At 43.1% G+C, this 25,176-nt stretch carries 21 protein-coding genes; 4 read left to right on the top strand and 17 right to left on the bottom strand.

Annotated elements, in window-relative coordinates:
• Positions 1–7: 7 nt before the first annotated feature.
• The 3 genes from rsfS to V3V99_10660 all read left to right on the top strand — a co-directional run bounded on the left by rsfS (position 8) and on the right by V3V99_10660 (position 2,592).
• A complete protein-coding gene (gene rsfS, locus V3V99_10650; protein ID MEE9443110.1) occupies positions 8–349 on the top strand; it encodes a ribosome silencing factor in 342 nt (113 codons plus the stop codon).
• A gap of 60 nt (positions 350–409) precedes the next feature.
• Positions 410–1,657, top strand: coding sequence for a transcription termination factor Rho (rho, locus tag V3V99_10655; GenBank protein MEE9443111.1), 1,248 nt, complete (start codon positions 410–412; stop codon positions 1,655–1,657).
• A 122-nt stretch (positions 1,658–1,779) separates the two neighbouring features.
• Positions 1,780–2,592, top strand: a complete 813-nt coding sequence (locus V3V99_10660; GenBank protein MEE9443112.1) for a hypothetical protein — start codon at positions 1,780–1,782, stop codon at positions 2,590–2,592.
• 32 nt (positions 2,593–2,624) lie between these two features.
• On the opposite strand, the gene hgcB is transcribed toward V3V99_10660, so the two are convergent.
• Genes hgcB through V3V99_10685 form a run of 5 tightly spaced genes read right to left on the bottom strand, consistent with a single transcriptional unit; the run spans position 2,625 to position 5,758 of the window.
• On the bottom strand, positions 2,625–2,912 hold the full coding sequence (gene hgcB / locus V3V99_10665) for a mercury methylation ferredoxin HgcB (protein ID MEE9443113.1): 288 nt from the start codon (positions 2,910–2,912) through the stop codon (positions 2,625–2,627).
• Positions 2,913–2,923: 11 nt separating this feature from the next.
• Entirely contained in the window at positions 2,924–4,045 is a 1,122-nt protein-coding gene (hgcA, locus tag V3V99_10670; GenBank protein ID MEE9443114.1) for a mercury methylation corrinoid protein HgcA, read from the bottom strand.
• A gap of 14 nt (positions 4,046–4,059) precedes the next feature.
• Positions 4,060–4,755 carry a cytochrome c biogenesis protein CcdA gene (locus tag V3V99_10675; GenBank protein MEE9443115.1) on the bottom strand — a complete coding sequence of 232 codons (696 nt, stop codon included), beginning with the start codon at positions 4,753–4,755 and terminating at the stop codon, positions 4,060–4,062.
• Between the two features lie 9 nt (positions 4,756–4,764).
• A complete protein-coding gene (locus tag V3V99_10680) occupies positions 4,765–5,376 on the bottom strand; it encodes a hypothetical protein (GenBank protein ID MEE9443116.1) in 612 nt (203 codons plus the stop codon).
• 22 nt (positions 5,377–5,398) lie between these two features.
• Positions 5,399–5,758 (bottom strand): metalloregulator ArsR/SmtB family transcription factor, encoded by a 360-nt coding sequence (locus V3V99_10685; GenBank protein MEE9443117.1) that lies wholly within the window; start codon positions 5,756–5,758, stop codon positions 5,399–5,401.
• Positions 5,759–5,870: 112 nt separating this feature from the next.
• Here V3V99_10685 and V3V99_10690 point away from each other — a divergent pair, with 112 nt between their 5' ends.
• The gene (locus V3V99_10690) at positions 5,871–8,195 is read left to right on the top strand and encodes an efflux RND transporter periplasmic adaptor subunit (GenBank protein MEE9443118.1); all 2,325 of its coding nucleotides are present in this window, start codon (positions 5,871–5,873) and stop codon (positions 8,193–8,195) included.
• Positions 8,196–8,585: 390 nt separating this feature from the next.
• Here V3V99_10690 and V3V99_10695 read toward each other — a convergent pair whose 3' ends face one another.
• From V3V99_10695 to V3V99_10750, 12 genes are all read right to left on the bottom strand, one after another.
• Positions 8,586–11,642 (bottom strand): serine/threonine-protein kinase, encoded by a 3,057-nt coding sequence (locus V3V99_10695; GenBank protein ID MEE9443119.1) that lies wholly within the window; start codon positions 11,640–11,642, stop codon positions 8,586–8,588.
• Between the two features lie 11 nt (positions 11,643–11,653).
• Positions 11,654–13,438: an ATP-binding protein gene (locus tag V3V99_10700; GenBank protein MEE9443120.1), complete on the bottom strand. Its 1,785-nt coding sequence runs from the start codon at positions 13,436–13,438 to the stop codon at positions 11,654–11,656.
• A 63-nt stretch (positions 13,439–13,501) separates the two neighbouring features.
• Entirely contained in the window at positions 13,502–14,188 is a 687-nt protein-coding gene (locus V3V99_10705) for a hypothetical protein (protein ID MEE9443121.1), read from the bottom strand.
• Between the two features lie 8 nt (positions 14,189–14,196).
• Positions 14,197–15,972, bottom strand: coding sequence for a BamA/TamA family outer membrane protein (locus tag V3V99_10710; protein ID MEE9443122.1), 1,776 nt, complete (start codon positions 15,970–15,972; stop codon positions 14,197–14,199).
• A gap of 143 nt (positions 15,973–16,115) precedes the next feature.
• Positions 16,116–17,450, bottom strand: coding sequence for a sigma-54 dependent transcriptional regulator (locus tag V3V99_10715; protein ID MEE9443123.1), 1,335 nt, complete (start codon positions 17,448–17,450; stop codon positions 16,116–16,118).
• Positions 17,434–18,894, bottom strand: a complete 1,461-nt coding sequence (locus V3V99_10720) for an ATP-binding protein (protein ID MEE9443124.1) — start codon at positions 18,892–18,894, stop codon at positions 17,434–17,436. Before V3V99_10720 ends, V3V99_10715 begins: the two co-directional genes overlap by 17 nt.
• Positions 18,895–18,899: 5 nt before the next feature.
• Positions 18,900–19,466 carry an NUDIX hydrolase gene (locus V3V99_10725; GenBank protein ID MEE9443125.1) on the bottom strand — a complete coding sequence of 189 codons (567 nt, stop codon included), beginning with the start codon at positions 19,464–19,466 and terminating at the stop codon, positions 18,900–18,902.
• Positions 19,459–21,714, bottom strand: a complete 2,256-nt coding sequence (locus tag V3V99_10730; GenBank protein ID MEE9443126.1) for a SpoIIE family protein phosphatase — start codon at positions 21,712–21,714, stop codon at positions 19,459–19,461. Before V3V99_10730 ends, V3V99_10725 begins: the two co-directional genes overlap by 8 nt.
• An 18-nt stretch (positions 21,715–21,732) precedes the next feature.
• Positions 21,733–22,155 (bottom strand): ATP-binding protein, encoded by a 423-nt coding sequence (locus tag V3V99_10735; protein MEE9443127.1) that lies wholly within the window; start codon positions 22,153–22,155, stop codon positions 21,733–21,735.
• Between the two features lie 66 nt (positions 22,156–22,221).
• Positions 22,222–22,557 (bottom strand): STAS domain-containing protein, encoded by a 336-nt coding sequence (locus V3V99_10740; protein MEE9443128.1) that lies wholly within the window; start codon positions 22,555–22,557, stop codon positions 22,222–22,224.
• Positions 22,558–22,824: 267 nt separating this feature from the next.
• Complete coding sequence (locus V3V99_10745) at positions 22,825–23,910, bottom strand: LiaF domain-containing protein (GenBank protein ID MEE9443129.1); 1,086 nt, start codon at positions 23,908–23,910, stop codon at positions 22,825–22,827.
• Between the two features lie 59 nt (positions 23,911–23,969).
• Positions 23,970–25,175 (bottom strand): polymer-forming cytoskeletal protein, encoded by a 1,206-nt coding sequence (locus V3V99_10750; protein ID MEE9443130.1) that lies wholly within the window; start codon positions 25,173–25,175, stop codon positions 23,970–23,972.
• Between the last annotated feature and the right edge of the window lies 1 nt (position 25,176).

Here is a 25,176-nt window from a genome sequence, read left to right on the forward strand (position 1 = left end):
AAATCCCTTGACATCTCTTAATCTCGCACGGGCCGCTGGAAAACTGGCGCTATCCAAAAAGGCCTTTGATGTAAAAATATTAAAACTGAAAAAGCTGTCTACCGTATGTGACTATTTTGTGATCTGTTCCGGAACAGTTGATGTGCACGTGAAAGCCATCGCTAACGCAGTTGAGCGCGGACTTCGCGATAGGGGCATTCGCGTTTCGCATCGGGAGGGAACCGAAGGGGCTAATTGGATTATTTTGGATTATTTTGACGTTCTGGTGCATGTCTTCAAGGACGATACGCGGCTATTCTACGCGCTGGAAAAATTATGGGGCGACGCTCCGGTAGAAACTTTGGAATAACGAAACTTCCGCCCCCCAAAACTGAATAAAAAATCTTTTCATAAACGGATGGTAGAGACCATGGATATTACTGAACTAAAAACAAAAACTATTGCCGAGCTTTTGAAAATCGCGGAGGAATTGGACATTCCCGGGGTCTCAGGGCTGAGAAAATCGGAACTTATCTATAAAATCCTCGAATCTCAATCGACTCAGGACGGAATGATTTTCGCCGAAGGCGTCCTCGAAATCCTGGATGAAGGTTATGGGTTTCTCCGTTCATCCGACTACAATTACCAGCCGGGACCAGACGACATCTACGTTTCGCCTTCACAGATCAAGCGCTTTGATTTGCGCACCGGGGATACTTTGTCCGGACAGGTACGTCCCCCAAAAGAATCCGAGAGATATTTCGCGTTATTGAAAATCGAAGCGATTAACACCGAGTCGCCGGAAGTTTCCAAACATAAAACTCTTTTTGACAACCTGACTCCGCTCTATCCCGATAATCCGTTCAACATGGAAACCAGCGCCGAAGAGGTAACGACGCGGATTATTGATTTAATGTGTCCCATCGGAAAAGGTCAGCGAGGTTTGATTACTTCTCCTCCAAAGGCCGGTAAGACAATCATTTTGCAGAAAATAGCGAATTCCATCACGACCAATCATCCCGAAGTGAAATTGATCGTCCTGCTTATCGATGAGCGTCCTGAAGAAGTAACCGATATGAAACGCTCGGTTGACGGTGAGGTTGTTTCTTCAACATTTGACGAACCGGCCGACCGCCATGTCCAGGTGGCTAATATGGTACTTGAAAAAGCCAAGCGGTTGGTTGAACATAAAAACGACGTCGTTATCCTGCTCGATTCGATAACTCGTTTGGCGAGAGCTCACAATGCCGTCGTGCCTCATTCCGGTAAAATTCTCTCAGGCGGCGTCGATTCTAATGCTTTACATAAACCCAAACGATTCTTCGGCGCCGCTCGAAATATCGAAGAAGGCGGTTCCCTGACGATTATCGCCACGGCTCTGATTGAAACCGGATCGCGCATGGACGAGGTCATCTTCGAGGAATTTAAGGGCACCGGCAACATGGAATTGGTTCTCGACCGTCGTATCTCAGATAGACGCATATTCCCCGCTATGGATATCAATCGCAGTTCCACCCGAAAAGAGGAATTGTTGCAGAGCTCGGAAATTCTCAACAAAATCTGGATATTGCGCAAATTCCTTGCGGAAATGAATCCCATTGAGGCGGTGGAATTTTTGCTTGATCGCATCAAAAAGACCAAGAACAATAAGAAATTCCTTGATTCAATGAAAAACTAACGAATAATCATTTAAAGCGTATTTGATTGCAAATTGGCAACCGGAAGATATTTATACTTCCGGTTGTGCTTTAAACAATTTCACAATTCGTCAAATAGTTGACTGCGGGCGTAATTGAAAAGATGATAAAAAAAACTGCGTTATGGTTGTTCGCGATAGTTCTCACTGTCGCCGCGGCTCTCTATCAAAGATACACAGGACCAACCTATCCCATGGAAGATTCAATTACCATAAATAACATCGAAATTAACTTTGTGTTAAAACGCAGTCACGGCGGCATTGATGACCAGCGAGTAGCGATTTTCGCATCGGATTCGTCCCTTGCGGGAGAATTATTCTACAGACGTTATAATACTAATGATGACTTTACGAATCTAACTATGCAGCGGGAGGGCGACAGCCTTGTCGCTTATCTACCTCATCAGCCCCCTGCCGGAAAACTGGAATACTATATTCACCTTATAAGCAATGAAAATTCCGTAAATATACCCGCCGACAGAACCGTCGTAACCCGGTTCAAGGGAGCCGTTCCGGATATAGTGTTGGCGCCTCATATTATTTTAATATTTCTGGCGATGCTGTGGTCAACCCGTACCGGTTTGGAAGCCCTCATGCCCAGAGGCAACACTAAAAGCCTGACCATCCAAACGGTTGTTTTGTTGCTGCTGGGCGGGATGACTCTCGGTCCAATTGTACAAAAGTTCGCCTTTGGAGAATTCTGGACCGGCGTGCCTTTCGGTTGGGATTTGACCGATAATAAAACCCTGGTGGCCTTTGCGGGCTGGCTGTTAGCTCTATGGCGTCATCGTTATTCTCAATTCCCGCGCTTCTGGGTTCTGGCGGCGGCGATAATATTAATTGGCGTATTTATCATACCGCATAGTATGATGGGCTCTGAATTGGATTATTCAACCGGAAAAGTGGAAACCGGTTAATCACGATAAAAATATCAGCAACAGCTCCCACTTCACGAATCGGGAGAGCATTCACACGACGATTCGGTACCTCTCAGGATACCGTTTAATATGCCAGCCGCGCAACCGACTCCGCTCCTGACCGAAATTGCCTCGGACTGGCAATTCAAGGCGCAAGCCCCGCATTCCATACATAAATCACGATGCAGAATTACCGCCCGTTTATTTTCAATTCCAAAAACCGCATGAGGACAAACGATGACGCACGTTTGACATCCCTCGCATTTGGATCTATCAAGCTCAAGCGTCACAACTTCGGGTAAATATTTCAAAGCCTGCATTTTTCATTACCTCATATAAACAATCCGACGATCCATAATACCGCTCCCAATATGGCAATCGAGATTTGACACGGTACCGCGTACTTCATTTCTTTTAATACCCCGGAAAGCGATGTATAAGTTGACGCTCCCGTAAAATTCATGCCGATAAAACTGGAAACGGCTATAATAATAAATATCCAGGATACAGATGCGATTAGTCCGGGAGTTAGTTGCGGATAGAAATTAAAAACCAATCCCGCCGTGGCAATGCTCAATAATCCTGCCCAGATGCCCTTCACTGAAAACGAACGTCCCGGCAATAAGGGTAAAAAGACGGGAACGCCAATAACCGCGATCAGATATGCCGTAACGAACAATAAAACATTTTGCGTTCCGTTGGCTGATAATCGTTCGATAGAATATCCATCACGTCCCAAACCGCTTAAGATAAACATAATCGCGAGTACGAATAGGAGCTTTTTTAGATAGCTGGCAAATTCCATCGGTATCAAAACAACACGTTCACCAATATTAAAAGTAACCCTGCGCATTTCAGGCGTCGCTCTCATGCGATTCTCCAAAAATCGCTTAATATCAGCGGATCGCACAGGTCCATAGACAACTCGAAAACCGCTCATCTCTTTGACTCGAAAAGCGCTGACTCCGGTCGCCCCCAATTGCGGAACGATTAGCTTGCGGTGCGAAACGACCTGTTCAAGACCGGATACTTTTATTCTGTTTACTAATTCGTCGGTACCAAAAGTACCCTTCCCGGCCGCGCACCAGACATTGATACCTTTCGTATCCAGAACCAGTATCCAGCCATCCAAACCGTCAAGGTCAGAGCGCAGGCAATCGAAACTCATTTTATAGTTGGCCGAAACAAATACCGGCGATTTATCGGTCGGCGCTCCCACGGCATACAATCCGGGGGGAATAATATGCGTCACCCTTCCGATTCCCCAGCGTCGCTTCCAATTTTCAATTTTATCGGAGAGAGTTATTACTGTTTTAATTCTCGGGATTTTTCCAATCGGTGTTGAAATATATTTGTCGATCCATTGTTTATTATCCGCTATTAACTCAAAACCGGTATTCGGACTTTCGGATTGACAGCAACATTGTTTGTTATTTTGCGAAAGTTCGCTCATACTTCCTGTCTCTTTTAAAAAATCAATAAATAAAATCCTGCGATAAGGAGAATACATCCCGCTGTATAACGTATTATCTTCGCCGCTCGTTCCGATCTAAAAATAGCAGCCTTACCATAAGACAAACCGGTTAAGACAGCGGCGACCGGAAAGGAATAACCTATCGCAAAAAAGGCCAAAATAATTATTCCCCAAAGAGTGTGACCTCGGAGTACCGCCATGCCAATCGCGCCCGCCAATGCCGGATTACAGCCAACCGTACAGGCCGAAGTTCCTCCCCCGACTACAAGACCAAAAACGGCGGCTCCCTTGATTGAATCGGGCACCGTCGGCTTATAATTTGATACTATTCCCGGAATTTTCCACGGTATCAAATCAAGAGAGGCGGCTCCCAGTACAACTATTATCAATCCCGCAAAAACCTTCCAGTATTTCCCCAGAGCGCTCCCGGCCAATTGACTGATAAATCCTGTCGCGGCTCCAAGTAATCCCAAAGCCAGCATTGTCCCGATCATAAAAAATAAACCCGTTACTGCAATCGTTTTCTTATCTATCTGATCCCGTGTTCCGCTGTAACCGGCTATTGCCCCCAGAACCGGCAAAGTACAGCATGAACTGACCGAAGCCGCCAAACCCAGCACCAGTGAGGCTGGCAATATAATCCAGCCGTATTCGGGGCTATCCACTATTTGTCGCAATGTTTCAATCATTAGGCGCGCCTAATTACCGCAATTATTTGGATCACAAGTCGCCGGATCACATCCGCCCGATAAATAGGCTTTCATTAGCGTTGTTTCAGAAAGCTCACCCGTCAATATCGCCGGCGCTTTACCTTTTTTGGCTACCACTACAGCCGGAAGATCCTGAATACTCAGATTGTCAACAGCGGAAGAAAATAACTCTTCGCCGGGCGCGGTTTTGACGGTTATAATATCAACTCCGGATTTCCGAATCGACTCGGCAACATCCTCGACCAAGCTTAAGATTTCAGGATTTTTCTCTACTGCCGAGCCAGCTCCTTCAAGGACAATATATAAAAAATCCGAATCCGTTAGTAAATCATCGGTAAAGAAAGAAGTTTTATTAAGCTCACCTTGGTTAACACCGGCATTGGCGGTATCATCTTCCTGATAACCCAGTGAGTAAATAGCTAATGCGACCGCGGTTAACATGACAATAGCAAATATGATATTTTTTACTTTTCGGCCAATTGATGATTGCTCGCGACCGTCGGTAGAACAGCAATCGGCCGACCTGCAATCGCACGAATCAGCATTTAACTTATTCAATCGCTCGTTATTATCATTGTTTTCGAGATAATTATCACCCATTGTAATTTCTCATTCTATTCGATTATCCTGAAGGGTTAAAAACGTCATGCAAATTACCGCAGCAACAGCTCTTAAAAAACTGAGACAGCTCGGTAACGACATCTTTGGAAATCCAGCATCTGGTTTTTTGACCCGACCTTTCCAGTTGTATCAAACCGGCCTGGTTGAGTTCCTTTATATGATGCGAAATGGTCGACGGCGCCAGATTTAATTGGCTACCCAGTTGGCCGACGCAATTTTCATCGGAATCTTCCAACTCCCACTTGCTATCTGTGCCACAGCAGGAAACCAAAGTCAGAAACAGCTGAAACCGATTCGGATTTGATAACGCCTTAAAAAATCGGGCGTATCTTTCGTTATCTATAATTCGACTATTCGACATATATCGATATATATATATTTCAGGCTTGATGTCAACTGTTTTTTTTCTCTGAGAGATTAGGAACATACCTGAAATTTCTTTCCTGAAGCAATTGAAATATATAGATTAGAGTATGGCGTCATCAGGTTACTATCCAAAACTACGTTCGGATCTTGTCGTTTCCGAGCAGGAAACAGGCGGACAAAAGCTATTTGTACTAAAGGATCCTATAACTTTTCGGTATTTTCGAGTTCGTGAGCCGGAATTTTATTTAATCAATCAGTTTAACGGGAATACAGATAATGAAATTATTTCCAAACGGATGCTGGAGAAATTTAATTTACAAATTCCTCCCGAAGCCATTGAGCAATTCGGTAAAAAGATCGATTCCCTTTACTTTTTCGAAGGTTCTCGGTCGGAATATGAAATCTCGGCCGGGCGATATAAACCTCAGACTAAAAAAAGCCTCTTTTCTAAATTACTTTTTGTAAAAATCAAGGCCTTTAATCCGGAAGGTATCTTAAACGCCATTTACCCCATCGTAAGGTTTCTATTTCATCCGGTCGCAGTCATGGCCATGATTCTGTTTATTTTGGCCGGATTCTTGGTTTACTCTGCCAATTTTTATGAATTTCGCTTTAATCCAACGGCCATATTCTCTCTGGGATCGCTGTTGACTATCTTCATCGTTCTCGCCCTTGTCATCTTACTCCACGAATTCGCGCACTCGCTAACCTGCCGACATCTTGGCGGGCAGGTACGGGAAATGGGTTTCCTGCTTTTGTATTTTCAAGTTTGTTTCTACTCAAACCTTTCCGATTCGTGGTTGTTCAAAAAGAAATCACACCGCCTGGCGGTTATCTGGGCGGGACTATTCTTTCAAATGGTGCTGTTTGCTGCATCAGTCCTGGGTTGGCGTGTGACCGTAATTGGGACAGATATAAATCACTTTTTCTGGCTGGCCGCAAATATTAATCTGCTGGTAATCCTTGTCAATTTTAATCCATTGATTAAGCTCGACGGCTATTATCTCCTGTCGGAAATTGTCAATATCCCCAATCTGCGCGATCGGTCTTTTCAATACTTGAAACAAAATTTCAAGAAATTTCTCGGAGTAGAAATCGCATTCAAAAAACCGCCATCGCGTCAGTCTCGAATTATGCTATCATATTTTATCTTGGCCTCATTCTATTCCCTGCTTCTTATTTTGATCGTCGGCCGCATCGTTTATCGGTTCCTAGTCGAGAACCTCGCCGGCGGCGGTTTTATATTGTTTTTGGCGTTGCTGATTATTATTTTCCATAAACCGGCTTGGCAATTTATAAGATTCGTAACGCAAAGAGAGGTATTGCGGGCAATGGCATTCAGACCAAGAAACATAGTGATATTCACAAGCATCTTTGTCGTGGCAATTGTCTTTCTGTTTATAATTCCATTTCAACATCAGGTTGGAGCCGGAATCATTATTCAACCAAAAGCGGAATTTCGCATCGTTCACCAATCGGGCCAGGGACGTTTGGATTTATATCTCAGGAAAAGCGGCTCGGAGAGGATGTTTAGCACCGAGCATATTCAGTTATCATCCGGAGATTTGGCCGTCTTGAGGTTGGAACCTTTAGTCAAAGAAGGCGATCTCGTCAAAAAGGGCGATACTCTTGCGACGATAATTTCCAGTCAGGTTTCGAGCAACCTTGACGCCGCCCGGGCTGAGATGAACCGTTTGCAGAATGAATTGGCTCTTATACAGTCACCTCCAAAACCGGAAGAGATCGCATCGGCACAGGCGGCCGTAAATGCAACCGAAGCTACCGTCGAACAAATGCAAAAAGATGTCGATAGAAATAAGTCATTATTTGAGAAGAAATTAATCGCCCGACAGGAAATGGAACATGGCGAATCGCTTCTGGAGGTGGCCGGGTCAAACCTGAAAGAAGCTCAGGCAAGACTGGAATTGATCAAAGCGCCCCCAAAAAAGGAAGAAATTGACATTCTTGAATCAAAAATCTCTGCACAAAAGGCTACAATACATTATCTGACCACGCAGGAAGCGGCCCAGGCAATCGTTACTCCCATTGATGGAGTCATCGTAGCTCAATATCGCGATGAACTTCTGTTCAAAGTGGCTGATATGTCTCAAGCGGAAATCACCATGCCGATTACCGATAATTTTCTTGAATTGGTTCGGACCGACGCTGATGTTTCGGTTAAGGTTCGCAGTTTCCCGTCACGGCTTTTCAACGGTCAGGTCACACAGATATCCAATTCGGGAGATTTGGCCTACTCAACCGATGACAGGTCGCGTTTCCCTGTGTATGCTTTGCTTGATAACCCGGACGGTGTTCTCAAAGACGGAATGAGCGGATACGCCAAAATCTCATGCGGTAAGTCATCCCTCTTTAGTATTATATCAAATCGCATAAAATCCAATCTGCGGGTAGAATTCTGGTCATGGTGGTAGATTTTTTTTATTTTTCATAAATAACTGATTAATAATAAGTTGCAACATTTCGCACAACGTTTCGTATTAAATATTGCTTCCTGGCTCTTGACAGGGAAGAAATATAATACTTGATTTGTATGCTGAATCGCGATTTTCAGCACACATGGATGTGAATTTGTTACAGGGATTGTAACTTCGGTGTTTCATCCCAACGACAAATAAAAAAAACCACTCAGCATTATGCTGATGGCTCTCTATCGGACTCAATGACTTAGGAGGTGAACCCGATGATCTATGAACTCGAAATCGAAGTTCTCGAAGAGAAGATTGCTCCTGGAATGAGCATGGGTGGTCAGTAGAATTGAAACCGCGAAGGAATTAACCCTCGCGAATTTCAATTCTGTCAAGTCAGGGGCTGCCGATGGCGGCCCCTTTCTTATTGCTTAATACAGATTTAAGAGACTTTAACCGTCCCAAAAGCTTAATAATTCTCTTATCGGTATAGTATTTCTGGAGTTTTCCAGTGTCAACTATATTTTTTGATATTTTTTTGAGTCCATCCAATGCATTTTGGGAATGAACAAATGAATCTTCGAAATCTTTAAGCTCAAACGCGATTTCAGATAATAAACACGATGCCTGCCATTGTTCGGGAAGCATTCCGTTATGCTTTGCGATTTTTAGGGCTTTGTTCAAAGATGCCTGGGCTGCATCATGTTTTTTTTCGTTGAACTCGCACATTGCCATATCTAAATGAAATCGCGGCAAATCTATATCTTCCTTGATTGCGGAGAAAAAGGCTTTCGCTCCATTAACAATTTTTTCAATATCTGCTTTTTCCCGGCTTTCAATAGTTTTTTCCAGTTGAACCAGGCCAATTACTGACAACTCGCGTTGTGTTTTTAATTCGGATTGCAGTTGTTCCGCAGCCAGAATATATTTCTGTTCGCCCGAAATGATAAAGCAGTGAATATTTATGAAAAATAGAGCCTGTTTGTCGTCGAGATCACAGGCTAAATCTCTGGCTTTTTCCAAATATTCTCCGGCTCGAGTAAAATCATTCAAATCGATATATAATTTTGAAAGTTCAAGATAGCACGGCAGAATTGATGCGTTATGCCCCAATTGCATAGCAGATGTGAGAGCATTGCGGATTTGGAATTCTGCCTCGGAATAGACACCCATCCGTCGGAGCATTTGTCCCGTCAGGCGAGATAGCGTCACTTTGTGACCTTCGTCGTTCAGGATATCTACGATTGCATTTCCTTCTTTGAGATATCCCAAGACATCGTTTAATCGGCCGGCCAATAGACAGACCTCCGCCAGGTTTTCATAATTGAGGAGCTGTTCTACTTTGACACCTATTTCAATATTGAGCTTGAGTGATTTTTGAAAAGCGCTTATGGCGCCACTCGCTTTTCCCATCATGAAATAGGTCACTCCGAGATTATTCCAGGTGCGGGCAATTTCTCCTTTGTCGCCCAGATCTTTTTTGATTTCCAGAGCTTCGGAAAGATGTTTGACTCCATTATCGTATTCCCCGCGGACAACGTATATGGATCCGATATTGGTTAAGGTCGAGGCTATTTCTCGCTGAGATTTGAGCTGTCTTTGAAGTCCCAGAGCCTGAACATACTGTTCCAGAGCTTTGTCCATTTTTCCGGCGACCCAGTACATATTACCAAGATTATTGAGAGTCTGCGAAAGCCCGAGCGTATCATCCAACCGCTCATATAATATCCTGGCCTGATTTAAAACCCGTATTCCCGAAGAGTAATCCGATCTATCCTTGTATAAATCTCCCAAAATCTTATAGGATTGGGCCGCCAGTGAATCGTTTTCATCACATTGTGAGAGTTCAACGACCCTGAGAAAGGATTTTTCGGCAGTTTCCAACAAACCTGCTTCTTTTTCAATACCGGCTCGTCGATACATCAATTTAGCTTGCCGGGAAAAATCATTTAGATTTTGCGCGGCCTTGAAGGCCAGATCCAGATATTCCAGGGATTTTTCCTGGCTAATAACAGTCTTATCGATGGCTCTCATTAAAGAGTTTATTGCCTGCTTATAATTCTCGGCTTGCAGTAATAAATTCCCGCGCAGCCCTGCGTAGGAATCAGAGTTGTCAAAAGTACTTTCAATTCTTTTTGATACAATTCTGCGAGTTTTGGATGATAATTTCCGGTTCAGCGATGCGAGTAACATCCTCCGTCGCGGTTGTGGTATTTTCCGCCATGTACTAAGTGCAATTTTTGAATTAGAACAAATTATTTCCGCAATATCTCTAACTTTTTCCTCTATACCTACCACGGCCAGGGCTAAGGCAAATTTTTTGAGCGAAAGCGAGGAGTCGTACAACGGTCGCAACGCGAATCGACTTAATCGTTCGGGCCATTCGATACACTCGACAGACGGATTTTGCCAGCCCCAGCTTCCATCCAATCGAGCAAACCGGCCATTGTCGAAATTATGTTCCAGAATTATCCTGATCCCGGCCGGATCATAGAGCAAGCTCTTTTCAATAAATATCAATTGTTCCGTTGAGAAGCTGTTTTTTCCAAAAAGCTCAGGAAGACTATTTTCATCCAGTGCATCCATTCCAGCAATAAGATGCCGAGGCCGAACCGCTTTCCGGAACGGGTATACTGAGCCGGCTCTGGCCAGCTCCTCCAACAACTCAAAAGCGGATGATGGCCGATTTTCAGGATTTATCTCTAATAACGAGGTAATTAAATCTTTTGTATATTGAGAAAAATCAATTCCCAGACCGGACAATTCAGGCCTCTCGCCCTCAGTTATCTGAGCATTAACTTCAAGAGGATCATTTTTATCGGATCGAAATGGCAACGAACTCGAAGCCAGATAATGGGCCATGACGCCGAAAGAAAATAGATCGGATCGCGGCGTTAATTTCTGACCCGAAATCATTTCCGGCGACATATAACCGACGGTTCCTGAGGTTTTCGGACTACCTGAAATCCGGTAATCAGACGCCAGGGAAAAATCGGACAGCTTTACGTAGAACAACTGAGTCAGCGCGAAATCATCATCGTCAAAATCGGTGGGACAAAATGTATTCGAAGGTTTTAAATCATTATGGCAATAACCGGCGCTGTGCAGTACATAGAGTGCAGCCGCCGTTGCCGATAAAACCGCGAGAAACTTCTCTTCGGACAGTTTCCCCGCGAGTTTTTCCAGCAATTGCCCTTCGCAATATTCGAGAGTGACGAATTTTCTGCCATTGGAAGCGACTCCCATATCAAAGCACTTTACAATACCAGGGAAATGAATTTTCCGCGAAATTGTTTTTTCGGTTTCAATGGGTTGATCGTTTATGTCATCGAAAAAGCACTTTACTGCGATAGGTTTGGAGATATTTTTATGACGGGCCAAAAATACTTCGGCAGTACCACCCTCGCCGATTTTTTTAATGACATTATAATCCTCAGGAAAAATAATAGTCACCGACAGCCTCTTTAATCATCCGAATCAAGTTGACCGTAGGGTAATGAAATCGTAAAGGTCGTACCTTGTCCTTCAACTGAGTCAACCCTGATGTCACCGTCATGATTTTTAATGATTTTCAAACAATTGGACAATCCCAGACCATGTCCGCTGTCCTTGGTCGTAAAGTTCGGCTCGAATATTTTTTCTATAATATTTTCAGGGATTCCCTCACCATTATCGGAGACACTAATCAATAGAGTAAGCGGGTCGTTACCCAATATGCACTTTAATTCAATTGACGGATTTTCGGATTCCTCCATGGCGTCGGCGGCGTTATTAAGGAGATTGAGCAAAACCTGCTGGATTTGGCCGACATCAATATTTACCTCCGGAAACTCCTCTTCGCATGACATCTTCAATTCAATTGGTGCGAATCGTCTCTGGGTTTTAATAGTAAATATGACATCGTCAATCAGGTGTTTTATATCAAACATGACCATTTCGGTTTCGAGCTTGGAAAAATCCATAAGGCCGTTTGTAAATCTCTTTATTTTGCCGATATTATCGACGATACTGTGAATGTTTTTGCCGACTTTTTCATATTGCCCACGATCAATATTTATCTGAATCAATTCAGCGCTATTGGATATAATCGAAAGGAAATTATTCAATTCATGCCCGATGGATGCCGCCATCTCGCCTTTGGCGACCAGTTTTTCCGACAGGATCACGTATTTTTCAAGAATCACCTTTTCGGTAATATCTTCGACAATGAGAATGGCTCCGGTTTTTTGACCTGGCAGAGAATCGGTCCTCGATATTTTCAACGACAGCACTTTTTCTTCATATCCGGTATCATGAAAGTATCGATCCTCTACAAAATCGCCCAGACCCGAAATTACCGGTTCGATCATTTTGTGCCACTTATCATATTCTTTATCCGGCACGAGATCGGTAAAATTATTCTGCCCTCTCTCTTTGGCACCGTTAATAATAGAACCTTTATTCACCTGGAAAATCTTAAAACTGACATCGTTTATCGTGATGAGATTATAATCAGAATCAATAACGATTATGCCGACCGGAGATTGCTCAATTATATCCTCGTTGTACTGCTTCATGCGGCTCAAGTGGCCGTAAAGCTGGGCATTATGAATAGCGATCGCCGCCTGCTGGGCAAATAACTCAAATAAATATAAATCAGATTTCAGAAATAGTTTCGCCTGTGACGAGTTGTCAAGATAGACAACTCCAATTACAGTGTTCTTTATCTTAAGCGGAACGCACATAATTGAGCGGAGGTGTAATTCCACGACTGATTTTTGATTAGCGTATCTCTCATCCTCCAAAGCATCGGAGGTATAGATCGGGTTGCCCGTTTGTACTACTTTATTGGCAATTGAAAACGAAATCTTAAAGGTATCATCTCTGGTTTCCTCGCGGCGAATATTATGGGCGGTTTTGTATTGCAGGGTCCCATCTTTATCAAGCAGCATTATAAAACCGCGTTCAGCCGCAAGCAGTTCCACTGCCTTTTCCATAACCACCTGCAGAACATCTTCCAGAATTAAAGCGGAATTGATTCCGATTGAAATTTCTAATATGGCTTTGAGGTCATCAAGCCGGACCTTATGAGTATTGGCTTCTTCTGATATGCGTGGATTATCACTGACAATATCATTCAGCGTCTTTTCCATTTCAGCCAGGACATTGTCAACTTGAATTCGGTCGGTCGTTGAGCCGAAATCCCCCCCCGGTGATTCAGTATTTTCCACCCTAAACTTACTCAAATCTTCTTTCGCAGAATTGGACATACGTGCTCCGCCTGGTTGTTTCTAACTACTCGATTTATCGGCAGTTAGGCGGAAAATAATTAGTTAATCCGATTCTGTTTCCAGTTGATCAATTTTGAAATGAGGCGAAGTAAAATGGTAGGTATTTTCGCCAAATCCGATTATTTCCAGAAATTTATTAAGTGCGGAACCGAGAAAACTATCGTCTTCCGAAGACTGGCCGGTTCCGTACGAAAATTCGGGAATTTGATTAACTTTTGAAGGCGAAATTGAACGGGATAAAATCTCAATATTTAACCTGTACCGTTCATCGGTATTGAACTGATCCAGAGGTATTAGCTTAACTTGAAGTGAGTCAGCGAGATAATCTGACATGTCCATTTGATTTAAAAAAGAGCTTGCACTTTGAGAATTTAGAGAATACCTGATATTATAATTATCTTTTGTCAGGTTATGAGTTAGAAGTAATGCCGTCTTTAACTCATAAATTGTCTTGTGGCCAAATAGCTTTTGAGGTTTTTCAATTTTGAAACGAAGGCTCAGGAAAATATCCAAACCAGCCAGCAAATCTTCCAAAACCGGTTGCGTTAAAATAGGAGTTAAATCCAGCCAAACTGTGATTGAATCGTTCGCGCCGTAAATATCATAATCAAATACTATCGATTCATCGTCGGCATATGTTCCGGAAATTAGGGCGCAAAATATCATTGATACAAATATCGCGCCCATTTTCCAATTATTTTTTGCCGCCGTTACCAATTTACAAATCAAAACCCCAATTAATCGAGGAACGTTGAAATATCGCCAACCGCTACGAATCGGGCATAAAACATGGGATCTCTATCGTCTCGATCAAGTCGCTTTGAAAAAAATATTTTAACGCTCCTGTCAATTTCAACACCGACACTTATTGAACTATGCCATTTAAGTCCACGGGCCAACCTGTGTTCGGCGATTTTTCCTCCGTCATACCGGATTAATGGGCTGAAATCTGTACGCGGGATATTAAAGAGATATTCAATCCCCGCATAGACGTATTCATTCCCTCGAAATTCTTTATGCCGATAACCATACATGGTCCCTAAACCGCCAATAAAAAACTGGCGATTGAGAGGAATATATTCGCCGGAAACATACCCATAAGCGCCCGTTAAATTTATGTACTGATAACGATTGAACCTGTTATATCGATTGAGTCGGACTTCAAATCGCTTAAAGTCAAAATCGCCGTTATATTCTTTCGGAGAATACTCATATCGAGCATAACCAAGCCACCCACGGCGCGGGTTCTTTTCATCGTCGCGGGTATCAATCGTATATGTGAGCATCAGGCTGCTTATAGTTTTATCATCAAAGTCGGATTTTAAAATTTGTAATGTATCATAGTGTACGGTATTGAAATTTCCTCGAAATTCCTTTTTGCCAAAGACTGACCATAACCGCGGATGGGCATCGAGCCAGCGTTGTTTTTCCGATAAATATCCGATTTCAAAACGATTCCAATCCCAAGGACTGAACCGGGCGTAGCCATAACCGCCTTCTGCCTCATAAAAATCTTTCCAGTCCTCATTGAAGAGCATAGCAAATAATGTATTTTCATTATCCGAAATGATTAAATCATCGCTTGATTTTAACAAACGATATATCCTGCCCCCCAGCTCCAGCGGCCATTTGCCTCGTATGACTGTTTGAGAAGCGGATAGGCTGTATCTCCAGCGCTTGGACGAGAAAGCATATCCCCCTTTGAGCTCAAATGATGGCAACAGTGAATCTGCATGACGATATTTTATGCCATTAAATAATGATAGACCATCGACTCGATTATAAGAGGCATCGCCGCTCATCCTGATATCGTTGTCGTAGCTTCTCCAGCGCCGCGCCCGCGATCTTCTTGTAATTCGCTTACCCTTTTTAGATTTAATATCACCATAAACCGATGACTTTTTATCGAGGCGAACCCGACCCATTACAGAAATCACGTCTCCCCTGACGACAGCCTTATCACCGACGGTAATATTACCCATCAGCGCTATGACATCTCTATTTACTTCGCCATAAACTCTGACATTGCCACGAAAGGCGATAACCGATCCACGCAGAAAATCGTCTTCTTCAACTATGAGCGAATTTCGAAAGGATAATTTGTCGCGCATTCGTCTCCGAAAAGACGATTCCCGGCTTTGTTCACCGCGGCTGATAAATTCAAGTATATATTGACCTCTCGCTTTACCGGAAGAGCTATTTATCGTTTTCACATCCTTGAATAAGAGTGAAAACTCAGGAGATTCAATTCCAGTCTTGTCCATTGTGAAATCGGGACTGCAATAAATCGCTCCATTCTTATATGTAAAATCATTGATATTGAAAGTGTAATTACGCGATTCTCCATTTCCGAAAATTACAAATTCCCAGGTTTCGGAATCTGCAATCAATTTGGCAATAATGTTTTGGGAAGCATCCTGTGAGTATGGTTTGTAGTCGTCCGCATATGCCTGAAAGGCCACACAGAATACTACTGCCATCGACATTAAACCTATTTTAGTCCATTGTAACATTACGGTCTCCTCCATATTTACAATGGAGACATACAAATCACATGCCCGAAATCCAATCCAATATCATGCCTTAACTTACGAGAATTCTATTCATTACACCATGTATTTTTTACACGATTCATTAAGTTTTGACCGGGTATAATTTACATTATATTGAGTGATTTTAGTTTTCGGGAAAGATTGCCGCGATCCATATTTAAATATCGAGCCATCGCCGCGATATTGCCATCGTGCTTTTGATATAGATCAGACAAAAAACCCCTCTCAAATTGACGCACGGCATTGGTAAGCTTGTTATCGTTTTTGGCTGAATCAAAATGAAATTCGCTTTTTCCACGTTGGAGCATCTCTTCAATAATTCCGACCGTAATTTCATCCGGCTCGCAGGTAAACATTATTTGCTGTGTGAAATTTTTTAACTGTCGGATATTCCCCGGCCAACTTTGGGCCGCAAGATATCCGAGGGCATCGGCCGAAAAGGCATATTGTTTTTCCGAAGAATCCAGCTGTAGAAAATGATTAATCAAATGAGGGATATCTTCTACTCGATCTCTAAGAGAAGGCACTTCAATAGAAATCACATTGAGCCGGTAATACAAATCTTCGCGAAACGAAGAAGACTCTATACGTTTCTTCAGGTTTTGATTCGTGGCCGCCATTATACGGCAATTAGAAGTCTGAGTCACATCGGAACCGACCTTCTCGAATTGCCCCGATTCCAATACACGCAAGAGTTTGGTTTGGGCGGTTGTCGTCAAGTCTCCTATTTCATCGAGAAAGAGAGTTCCCCCTCCCGCTTTTTCAAATCTACCGACTCTATCTTTTTGAGCTCCCGTAAAAGCCCCTCTCACATGACCGAATAATTCCGACTCAAATAGATTTTCTGGAATTGCCGGACAATTAACTACGACCAGAGGCTCCCCCCGTCGGGAAGATTTATAGTGAATATTATAGGCGACTAATTCCTTGCCGACACCGTTTTCTCCGGTAATTAAAATAGTTGCGTCGCTACCTGCGACTTTTTCGATTAATTGCCTTGTTTTCCGGATCGGTTCTGATTGTCCGAAAATCTCATACTTATCCAGAATTTTCTGAGATAATTTCTCTTCGGTCTTAAACGATTTGCGCAGTCTTAGAGCCTGTTTGACAGTAACGAGAACTCGTTCCGGCATCAACGGTTTTTCAATAAAATCGAAACTCCCCAGTTTAATGGCCACAACAGCCGTCGGGATATCTGATTTGCCCGAGATAATAATTACCGGTATATCTTTTATGCGGTTGCGATTGTCATCCAGAAATGTAATTCCGTCTTTTCCCGGCATTTGAATATCAAGGAGGATCAGGTCAATATCCTGACTAAATAATATCTGTTCACCTTTTTCAGCCGATTCGGCCGTAACCGTATCATACCCCTCATCCGCCAGCATACCGGAAAGAGAGCTCCGAATATATTTTTCATCGTCAATGATTAATATCATGACCTTCATTTCTCTCAACATGTCTCGGAATTTCAAACCGCGCGATTGTCTGTCCGTCATTCAATCTAATTGTAAATCGACCCCCATGCTCGATTATAATTTTCTCGGCGATTGTCAATCCCAATCCGGTTCCGTTTGGCCGGGTTGTGAAGTACGGCATGGTCGCCGATTTTAAATCCCGAACATCGATATCTACGGCTTCATTAACCACCTCAAAATAAATCTGCCCGCCGCTCACACCATTTGATATTATAATTACACCGTTCGGCGCGCAAAATTCTAAAGCATTCTTTATTATATTGACCATAACTTCACGCAGACGATCGGCATCACCTTTAATATAATAGTTTTCCGCTCCGGATTTGAATTCAAACTGAAATGATTCTAACTGCCCGGTGTATAGATTTACAACCTCCCGACATAACTGGTTGAAATTGGTAACTTGAAAATCAATTTCGGGCATTTTCGCAAGAGAACTATAATCATTAGCCATTCTTTCAAGGTGGGAAATTTCGCTTGAAATCGCTTCGAGAGAATCGGCGTAATCTTGAAACTCCGGCTTGTCCTTCAATTTATTTTTGAGACGAAATAAAGAAATCGAAATCGGCGTCAATGGATTTTTCAATTCATGAGCCATGCGCCGAGCAAATTCCTGCCAAGCCGCCATTCGTTCGGCGGCAACAAGTTTCTGACGATTGTCATCAAGATCTACAATCATTTTTTTGAAAGACCAGGATAAATTATTGACTTCGTCGGTTCCCCGAATTTCAATTTCGCCGGGTATTTCCCCACTCGATAGTTTCCGGGATGCGTCAGCCAGACTTTCCAGAGGAATTGTAATTAAGGCCGATAACCGTCTCGAAATAAAATATGCGGCTCCGCCGACAATTATAAAAACAAAAAGCCCCCCGTAAATTATGAATTGTAAAAGGCCCGGCTGAATATTTCGATAATGACGACTTTCGCGAAGGCTCAATGTCGCCGCCTCAAAGCCTTCCAAATATTCCGTTCTCATTATAAAGCCACCAGCCATTTTAATATTCTCAATTTCTGAAGATGCCCCCAGGATAATATAATCGTCACCAATTTTTCGGATGAACTGATTTGAAATCTCCGTAAATTCGAATATCGAGTCCGGTAATTCGATAAACTCTTCAGATTTGACAACTACCGTTGTCTGCCCCGAATCAATAACCATCCAATCAAGTGAATTTGAAATTTCGCCGGTATGATTTTCAATGAGTAAGTTCGCGGCAATTAACTGTAGTTTTGATTCTACCAAACGCATCGAATTGATAGTTCGGTCGGGAGACAAATCTTCCATAATCTTATCTGAAGACTGAATCGTCAGATCAAGAAGATAATAGCCGACCAATACAATTATCAAAGACGGAACCAACGCGAATAGAATAAGATGACGGAATATTTTTGAGCGTAGATACATAAGACCTATATATTATGTCGTTTGCGATACAGGGCCAAAGCGTCCCGATGAGCCTGAAAGGCGATATTATCCGGAGTATTCTTGAAATCAAAATAGGCAGCCTCGCTGGCGTCATCGCCCGGAGTAAGCTTTCCTCCCACAACTTCGCCATAATAAAGTATTATTAAAACGGCGTGGGTGCGGGGATCGTCCATACCCATAAAGATATCAAACATAGATTGAATGGAAATATCAAGGCCGGTCTCTTCCTTAATTTCTCGAATAGCTGTTTGCTGCGGATGTTCATCCCATTCCATGAACCCGGCCGGGATGCACCAATCGCCCAACCCAGGGTTGATTGAGCGTTTCACCAGAAGAATAGCATTATCTTTGACGATTACAGCACCCGCGCCGGGTGCAGGATTTTGGTAGTAAATAAAACCGCATGATTTGCAATGAGGTCGAACCTTTTCTTCAATTTCCGATATTTCAAGTTCATGGCGACATCGCGGACAATATTGATATCCGCTATAGTCGTTACATTTCTGAAATTGTTTGCCGCTGATAAGATATTTGAGATCGCTGTCATTCATTGACGTTCACACCATTCACTTTCATTACCACAATTGTTGTGTCATCTTCCGCGGTCTGGGCCGAAGAAAATTCTCGCACTTCATTTAAGATTCCCGCCTGAATCTGTTCGGCGGTTTTATGGCGATTGCTCACTAAATAATCGAGAATTCGATTTTCGCCGTATTCCTCTTCGTAGGCGTTCATGGCCTCGGAAAGTCCATCGGTATAAAGAAAGAGCAAATCGTCCGGCTCGAGCCTTACCTTCACCGATTGATATAAAACGTTATCGAAGGCGCCAATCACTGTTCCACCGGCTTCCAGAAATTCATGATTTCCATTGGAGCGAATCAAAAGCGGGTAGTTGTGGCCGGCATTTGAAAATTCAAATTCGCCCGAATCCGGTCTGTATTTGCCGAAGAAAAGGGTTGCGTATTTTCCTGATGATGATGACAGGCAGGAAACGATTTTATTCACGTTAGTCAGAGTTTCGGATACTTCTCGGTTATTGCTCACTTCGCTTCTCAGAGTCGCCTGAATCTGGGCAGCCAGAAGAGCCGCCGGCATCCCCTTACCGGATATATCAGCCACAACCATTCCAACTCCACCATCGTCATCGGTCAGAATAAAATCATAAAAATCACCGCCAACCGTTCTCGAAGGTTCGCTATGGGCACATATCGTATAGTTTTTTCCATGAGGCGGCGTGTCGGGCAACAGGTCAATTTGAATCTGGCGAGCCAGATTCATTTCTTCTTCAAGGCGTTGTTTAACGAGAGACTCGTGATATAATCTCACGTTCGACAAGACTACTATCATTTGATTGGCCAACGTTGCCAGCAGTGTAAAATCTTCATAGTCGAATTTAAAGCCTGAACTTTTATCGGTTAGGGCCATAAATCCCAATAAATGTTCGCCCTTATTCAAAGGAACCACCAGATGAATGTTATCGGCTCCCATCATGGTTGCCAGAGGAGAACCCCTCTGCCAACTTTCAATGCGATCATAAAAGGTTGGAGCCTTCAATTGACCAATCGCACCCAGCATCGGGTCGGTATTATTGAGATGAGATTCGGCTTTTCCACCTACCGGAAAATAAAGATAGGTCTTACTTGCGTCGTCATAAATTGAAAACCCAACTCCTTCGACCAGCATATTCGATTTTAACGTATCTTCCACGACCCTAAAAAGTTGCCGCCGGTCGAGGATATTAATAATTCTGGACGATAAGCGATTCATGATGTTTCGGTAGTCGGAACGATCGCGGATAAACAATCCCTTAATAATATTGTCAACGTAATTGTTGATCGGCTGGAATAAAATTAAAGCGACAATAATAAAGCCGATATTGATGAGCGGTAGTTGTTGACCGAAGAAAGATTGAAGAACTACCGAAAACTGTGTGATGATGATAACATAGGACCCGACCAATAACGCCGAAGAAACGGTATATACCAGCGATTGCCTGAGAATTAACCTGATATCCAAAAATTGATAACGGATAATAGCCCAGGCGATAGAACCCACGCCGATAACCAGAGCGAATATTGTCAAAAGCGACGTCCACAGTTCTGATATCTCTATCGTAAACAGGTTGGGTAAAATAAATGTAAATATATATAAGCCCAGGGAAATATGAATTCCCATGATAATGACGCGTACTTGTTTTCTCAAACGATCGGCCTTGACATGCCGCATCCCACGATATAAATAAATCACGGCGAATATTACGTATGAGAGATTTATGAGCGCGAAAAACTTTTTATGTGACGCCAGGATTAATCCTATCGGCACCATTAACCATTGGAGCACGGATAAAATCGGATCAAGCAAGCTCGTCAGCCAGTTTTCCTGCCCCGGTTCGACCGTCAGCCAGTTTAATAACTGATCCGTATCGCTAACAAAAACCACTAAAATGACATGGAAGAGATGGGGAAGAAAAATCAAAAACCGCCATCGGATTTTTATCCCAGCCAGTCGGTCATACGGGAATATCCAGGAGAAATAAAGCAAAGCCGGAAAAAACAATTCCCAGATATAGAACAAATTATAAAGATATGATTCTTTAAGAGGAGCGCCGCTCTGGTACGGAGAAATGACAGTACCCAGCGCTGCAAATATCGGCCCAAGGCCCGCAAAAAACAGCATAATTGCGGTTATGCGATTAAGGCGGATTTTGGCCGAGTCCCTGATAATCAGGATCGAAAGAAAAATCAATCCAAAGCCAAACCCAAAATATATCAGCGCGAATATGAGAGATTGTGTATCCATATTATCAATAAAACAAACCTATAGCTTTTTGACGATCTCCACTTGGGTTCCCCCGGTTTGCGCCTGGGATACTATTAGGTCGTCAACGAAATTCTTTACGATAAATATCCCGCGACCGATTTCCTTCAACAGGTTTTCATCGTCGACCGGATTGTCAACAGTCTCAATATCAAACCCTTCCCCCTGATCGGTTATTATCACCCTCAACTCATTTGAGGTAATGGAAAACTTTACTTCAACTGTTTTTGATATATCCGATCCATTCCCATGCATGATCGCGTTATTGACCAATTCCGAAACCGAAATCGCGATATCGGTAATGATTGATGGATCAATACCGGCTTGCGTGAATTTTTCCTCCAGATGCCGGTCAACTTTGGCCAAATAATCGGTGGAGGAAGGGATGATTATTCCGTCGGGTAATATTTCAGTTTTGCTCATAAGATACACTCAAAAAAAAGGCAGGCCGCTTCACAACCTGCCGGATGCTTTTGGGGTTGTGGCATATTAAAATGAATCAATCGCCTCATCTACCGAATCAAATGATTTAAAAACGGTTACCAGTTTTGTGATCGTTAAAAGCGATTGAATCTTCTCGGTCACGTTTGCCAAACGCAGCTCCCCGTCTGATTTTCTGAGAGTCGTCAATCCGGATATCAAAAGCCCCAGACCGGTTGAATTCATCCAGTCAACTTTGCCCAAATTTATTATGACATTGGTCTTTTTTTGCTCGATCAAATCATGCAACAAATCATGCAATGCCGTTGATTCCGGCCCGCCCATAATTTTCCCTTTGGGCTCAATAACGACTACACCGCCTTTTTCGAAGTGGTTCAATTTCATATTTATCTCCCGAATATGGTTTGTTAGTGCCTCGGCATCATGGTTTTTGAATTTGACAACATCCCTTTTAGCCGATATACTCCTAAGTTACAATACCCATATTAGGGATTGAAAGTCAAGGTTTTTTTGGGTGGTGAGACCTGATGTCTTTTCAAAACCGACCTATTGCATTTTAATAAACCAATTACAAGTTATACGGCCCCAATAAATCAGCGAAGGCAATGATAGAAGTCTCACTGGTTCGATAAAATATGCCCCACCTGGCCTCTAATCCGGAATCTTGATCCTTTTGCCACCAATTGGGATTGCGGGAATCGGAGGAATGGGAGGCACTGGCGGCAGTTTAGGAAGAGGAGGTATTTCAAAAGCTGCAGGCGCAGGCATCGCCGGTATTGCCGGTAAAGCCCGAAACTCCGGCAAACCCAGATTGTGACCCGCGAAGAATCCACCTTCTCTGCGGAAATCCCAATCATCTCCAAAAATCTCCATTATGGAATTACCTTTAGAAATAACCGCCGAACCCATTCCGACATCAATCTCTATTTCAAGGCTATATTCGGCATCGTCATAATCCGGTGATTGGTAAACGCCCCTCCGAACCTTTTCCAATTTGGCGCGCCTGATTTTTATATCACTCAAAAGACCGCCATCGGTTTCAATCCTAACCGGCAAATCGCGAGGTATGTCAATCAGGACATCTCCAATTCCCACATCAATAATCGCCTTTCTATGTCCCGATGACTGTCCGTCAAAATTCAGCTCAACCTCACCCGCCCCGCAGTTAAACTCAAAATTTTCGAAATTGGCGTATCCCAGGCCCTGAAATTCAAAATCACCCGCCCCGGCTTGAATGTTTAATAGTCTAATCTTTTCCGGATTCGGCTGCTCAAAAATTATTCGCCCTTCGGCCGCGCCTATATCAAGATTCAATTTTTTGATAGGTAATCCGGAAAAATCAAAATCGTATTCAGCGCCTCCTATGTCCAGATCAAATTCCCAGATATAATCCTGAGAAAATGATAACTGCATCCGACAATCGTCGATGTCGACATTTCCCCAGCGGCGAAGTTTATCGGCCGTTATAGTTAAACCCGCGGCCGGTTTGCTATCGTCATACTCAAATTCCACATCCATTTTATCCGCGTCATATCGGAGGCGGCCTTTCAACAAATCTCCGGATCCATGTGTCGAAAATCTCAATATGGCATTATCCAAATCAGAATGAACAGAAATGTCTTTAATTTTGGAATCAGCGGGAATAATTTTATCAATTTTGACAATATCCCGTGCAAATATCAATGAAGATATTATCAACAGTATCACCAGGGTAAAAGCAGAACTTCGTTTTAGCATAATACACCTTCGGATTTGATAATTAAGTTTTGTATTATATTAGACGGTAAAATCGTGAATTAGGTTGCATCCCGGGAATCAGGATCAGGATGCGAAGAAGATGACGAAGGCGGCGGCGGGGGGACTGGCGGGAGATAACATTCATCAATTGGCGGAGGCGGGGTGACTTCCGGTTGAGCGGAAATATCCCGCTCTTTCGGCTTCATTCCAAATCGGGCGCTGACGACTGCCCCCATACCGATTGACACTACAATAAAACCGATAATTCCATGGGCGACATAAGCCAAAATCGCTAAGACATCTAAATTGGAAACCTGAAAAATCAAGGCACCATAACGACCCAATTCGATAAAAATTACTCCCAGGGCGCCAAATAAATACATCGATTCGCTCGTTATCCGAACGATGCGGCAGATTATCCCGCCGATATAAATAGCCCCTGCGATATATCCAAGAAGGATCATAAGTGGAAACAGGATAACGACTAAAGGCAATAAAGGAATTCCGATAACCGTTAAAGTCAGTATTAAAATGAGCGGGATAAACGAAATCCATACCAAAAGACCCCAGAAAAACGAAGATATTACCGACGATTTTATCTTTTTGACTATACGCCGTAAATTGTTGGGCAGAAGCGCCAAAAAAACCAAACAAATAAAAAGCAAAAACCCGGTAATAATGAAATTCACGTATCCCGGAAGAAAATTTGAAATTCGAATAACACGGGGCGACAACCTCCTAAAAAGTGGTATTTCTTCCCGAGCCCCCCTTATTTTCCCCCCACGTCGCCGTACAATTTCAGCCGCGATCACGTCTCCACGAACCTCGCCGCTGCTTTCAATCACTACCCGCTTCAGGCTGACAACATCCTGAGTGACCAGGCCTTTGACGATGACATCATTAAATCCAAAAACCGTTCCCTCGATTCTTTCGTCAATGTCAACGATAACATCATCGAAGAGCTCTACCAAATCACCTTTATAAATTTCAGTGCAGCGAATTTCGGGCGGCAGCAAAATTTCATCATCTATCGGTTCATCGGTAAACTCGGATTCGCGCCGGGAGTATTTTTTATATTTGACGAACTTTTCCTCATCGGCATCATAATACCAGGTTTGACCGGTTGAGTCGACCGCGACGGTTTTATTGGAAGAATGAGTAATTCGGATAAACTTCTGTCCGGATTGTTCCTGGGCGGAAATTGAGCCCACTGATAGGAACAGAACAAAACCTATGAATAATTTAATATATAACCTGGTGATCATC

It is taken from the genome of Candidatus Zixiibacteriota bacterium (assembly GCA_036480375.1).
GTDB lineage: Bacteria > Zixibacteria > MSB-5A5 > GN15 > JAAZOE01 > JAZGGI01.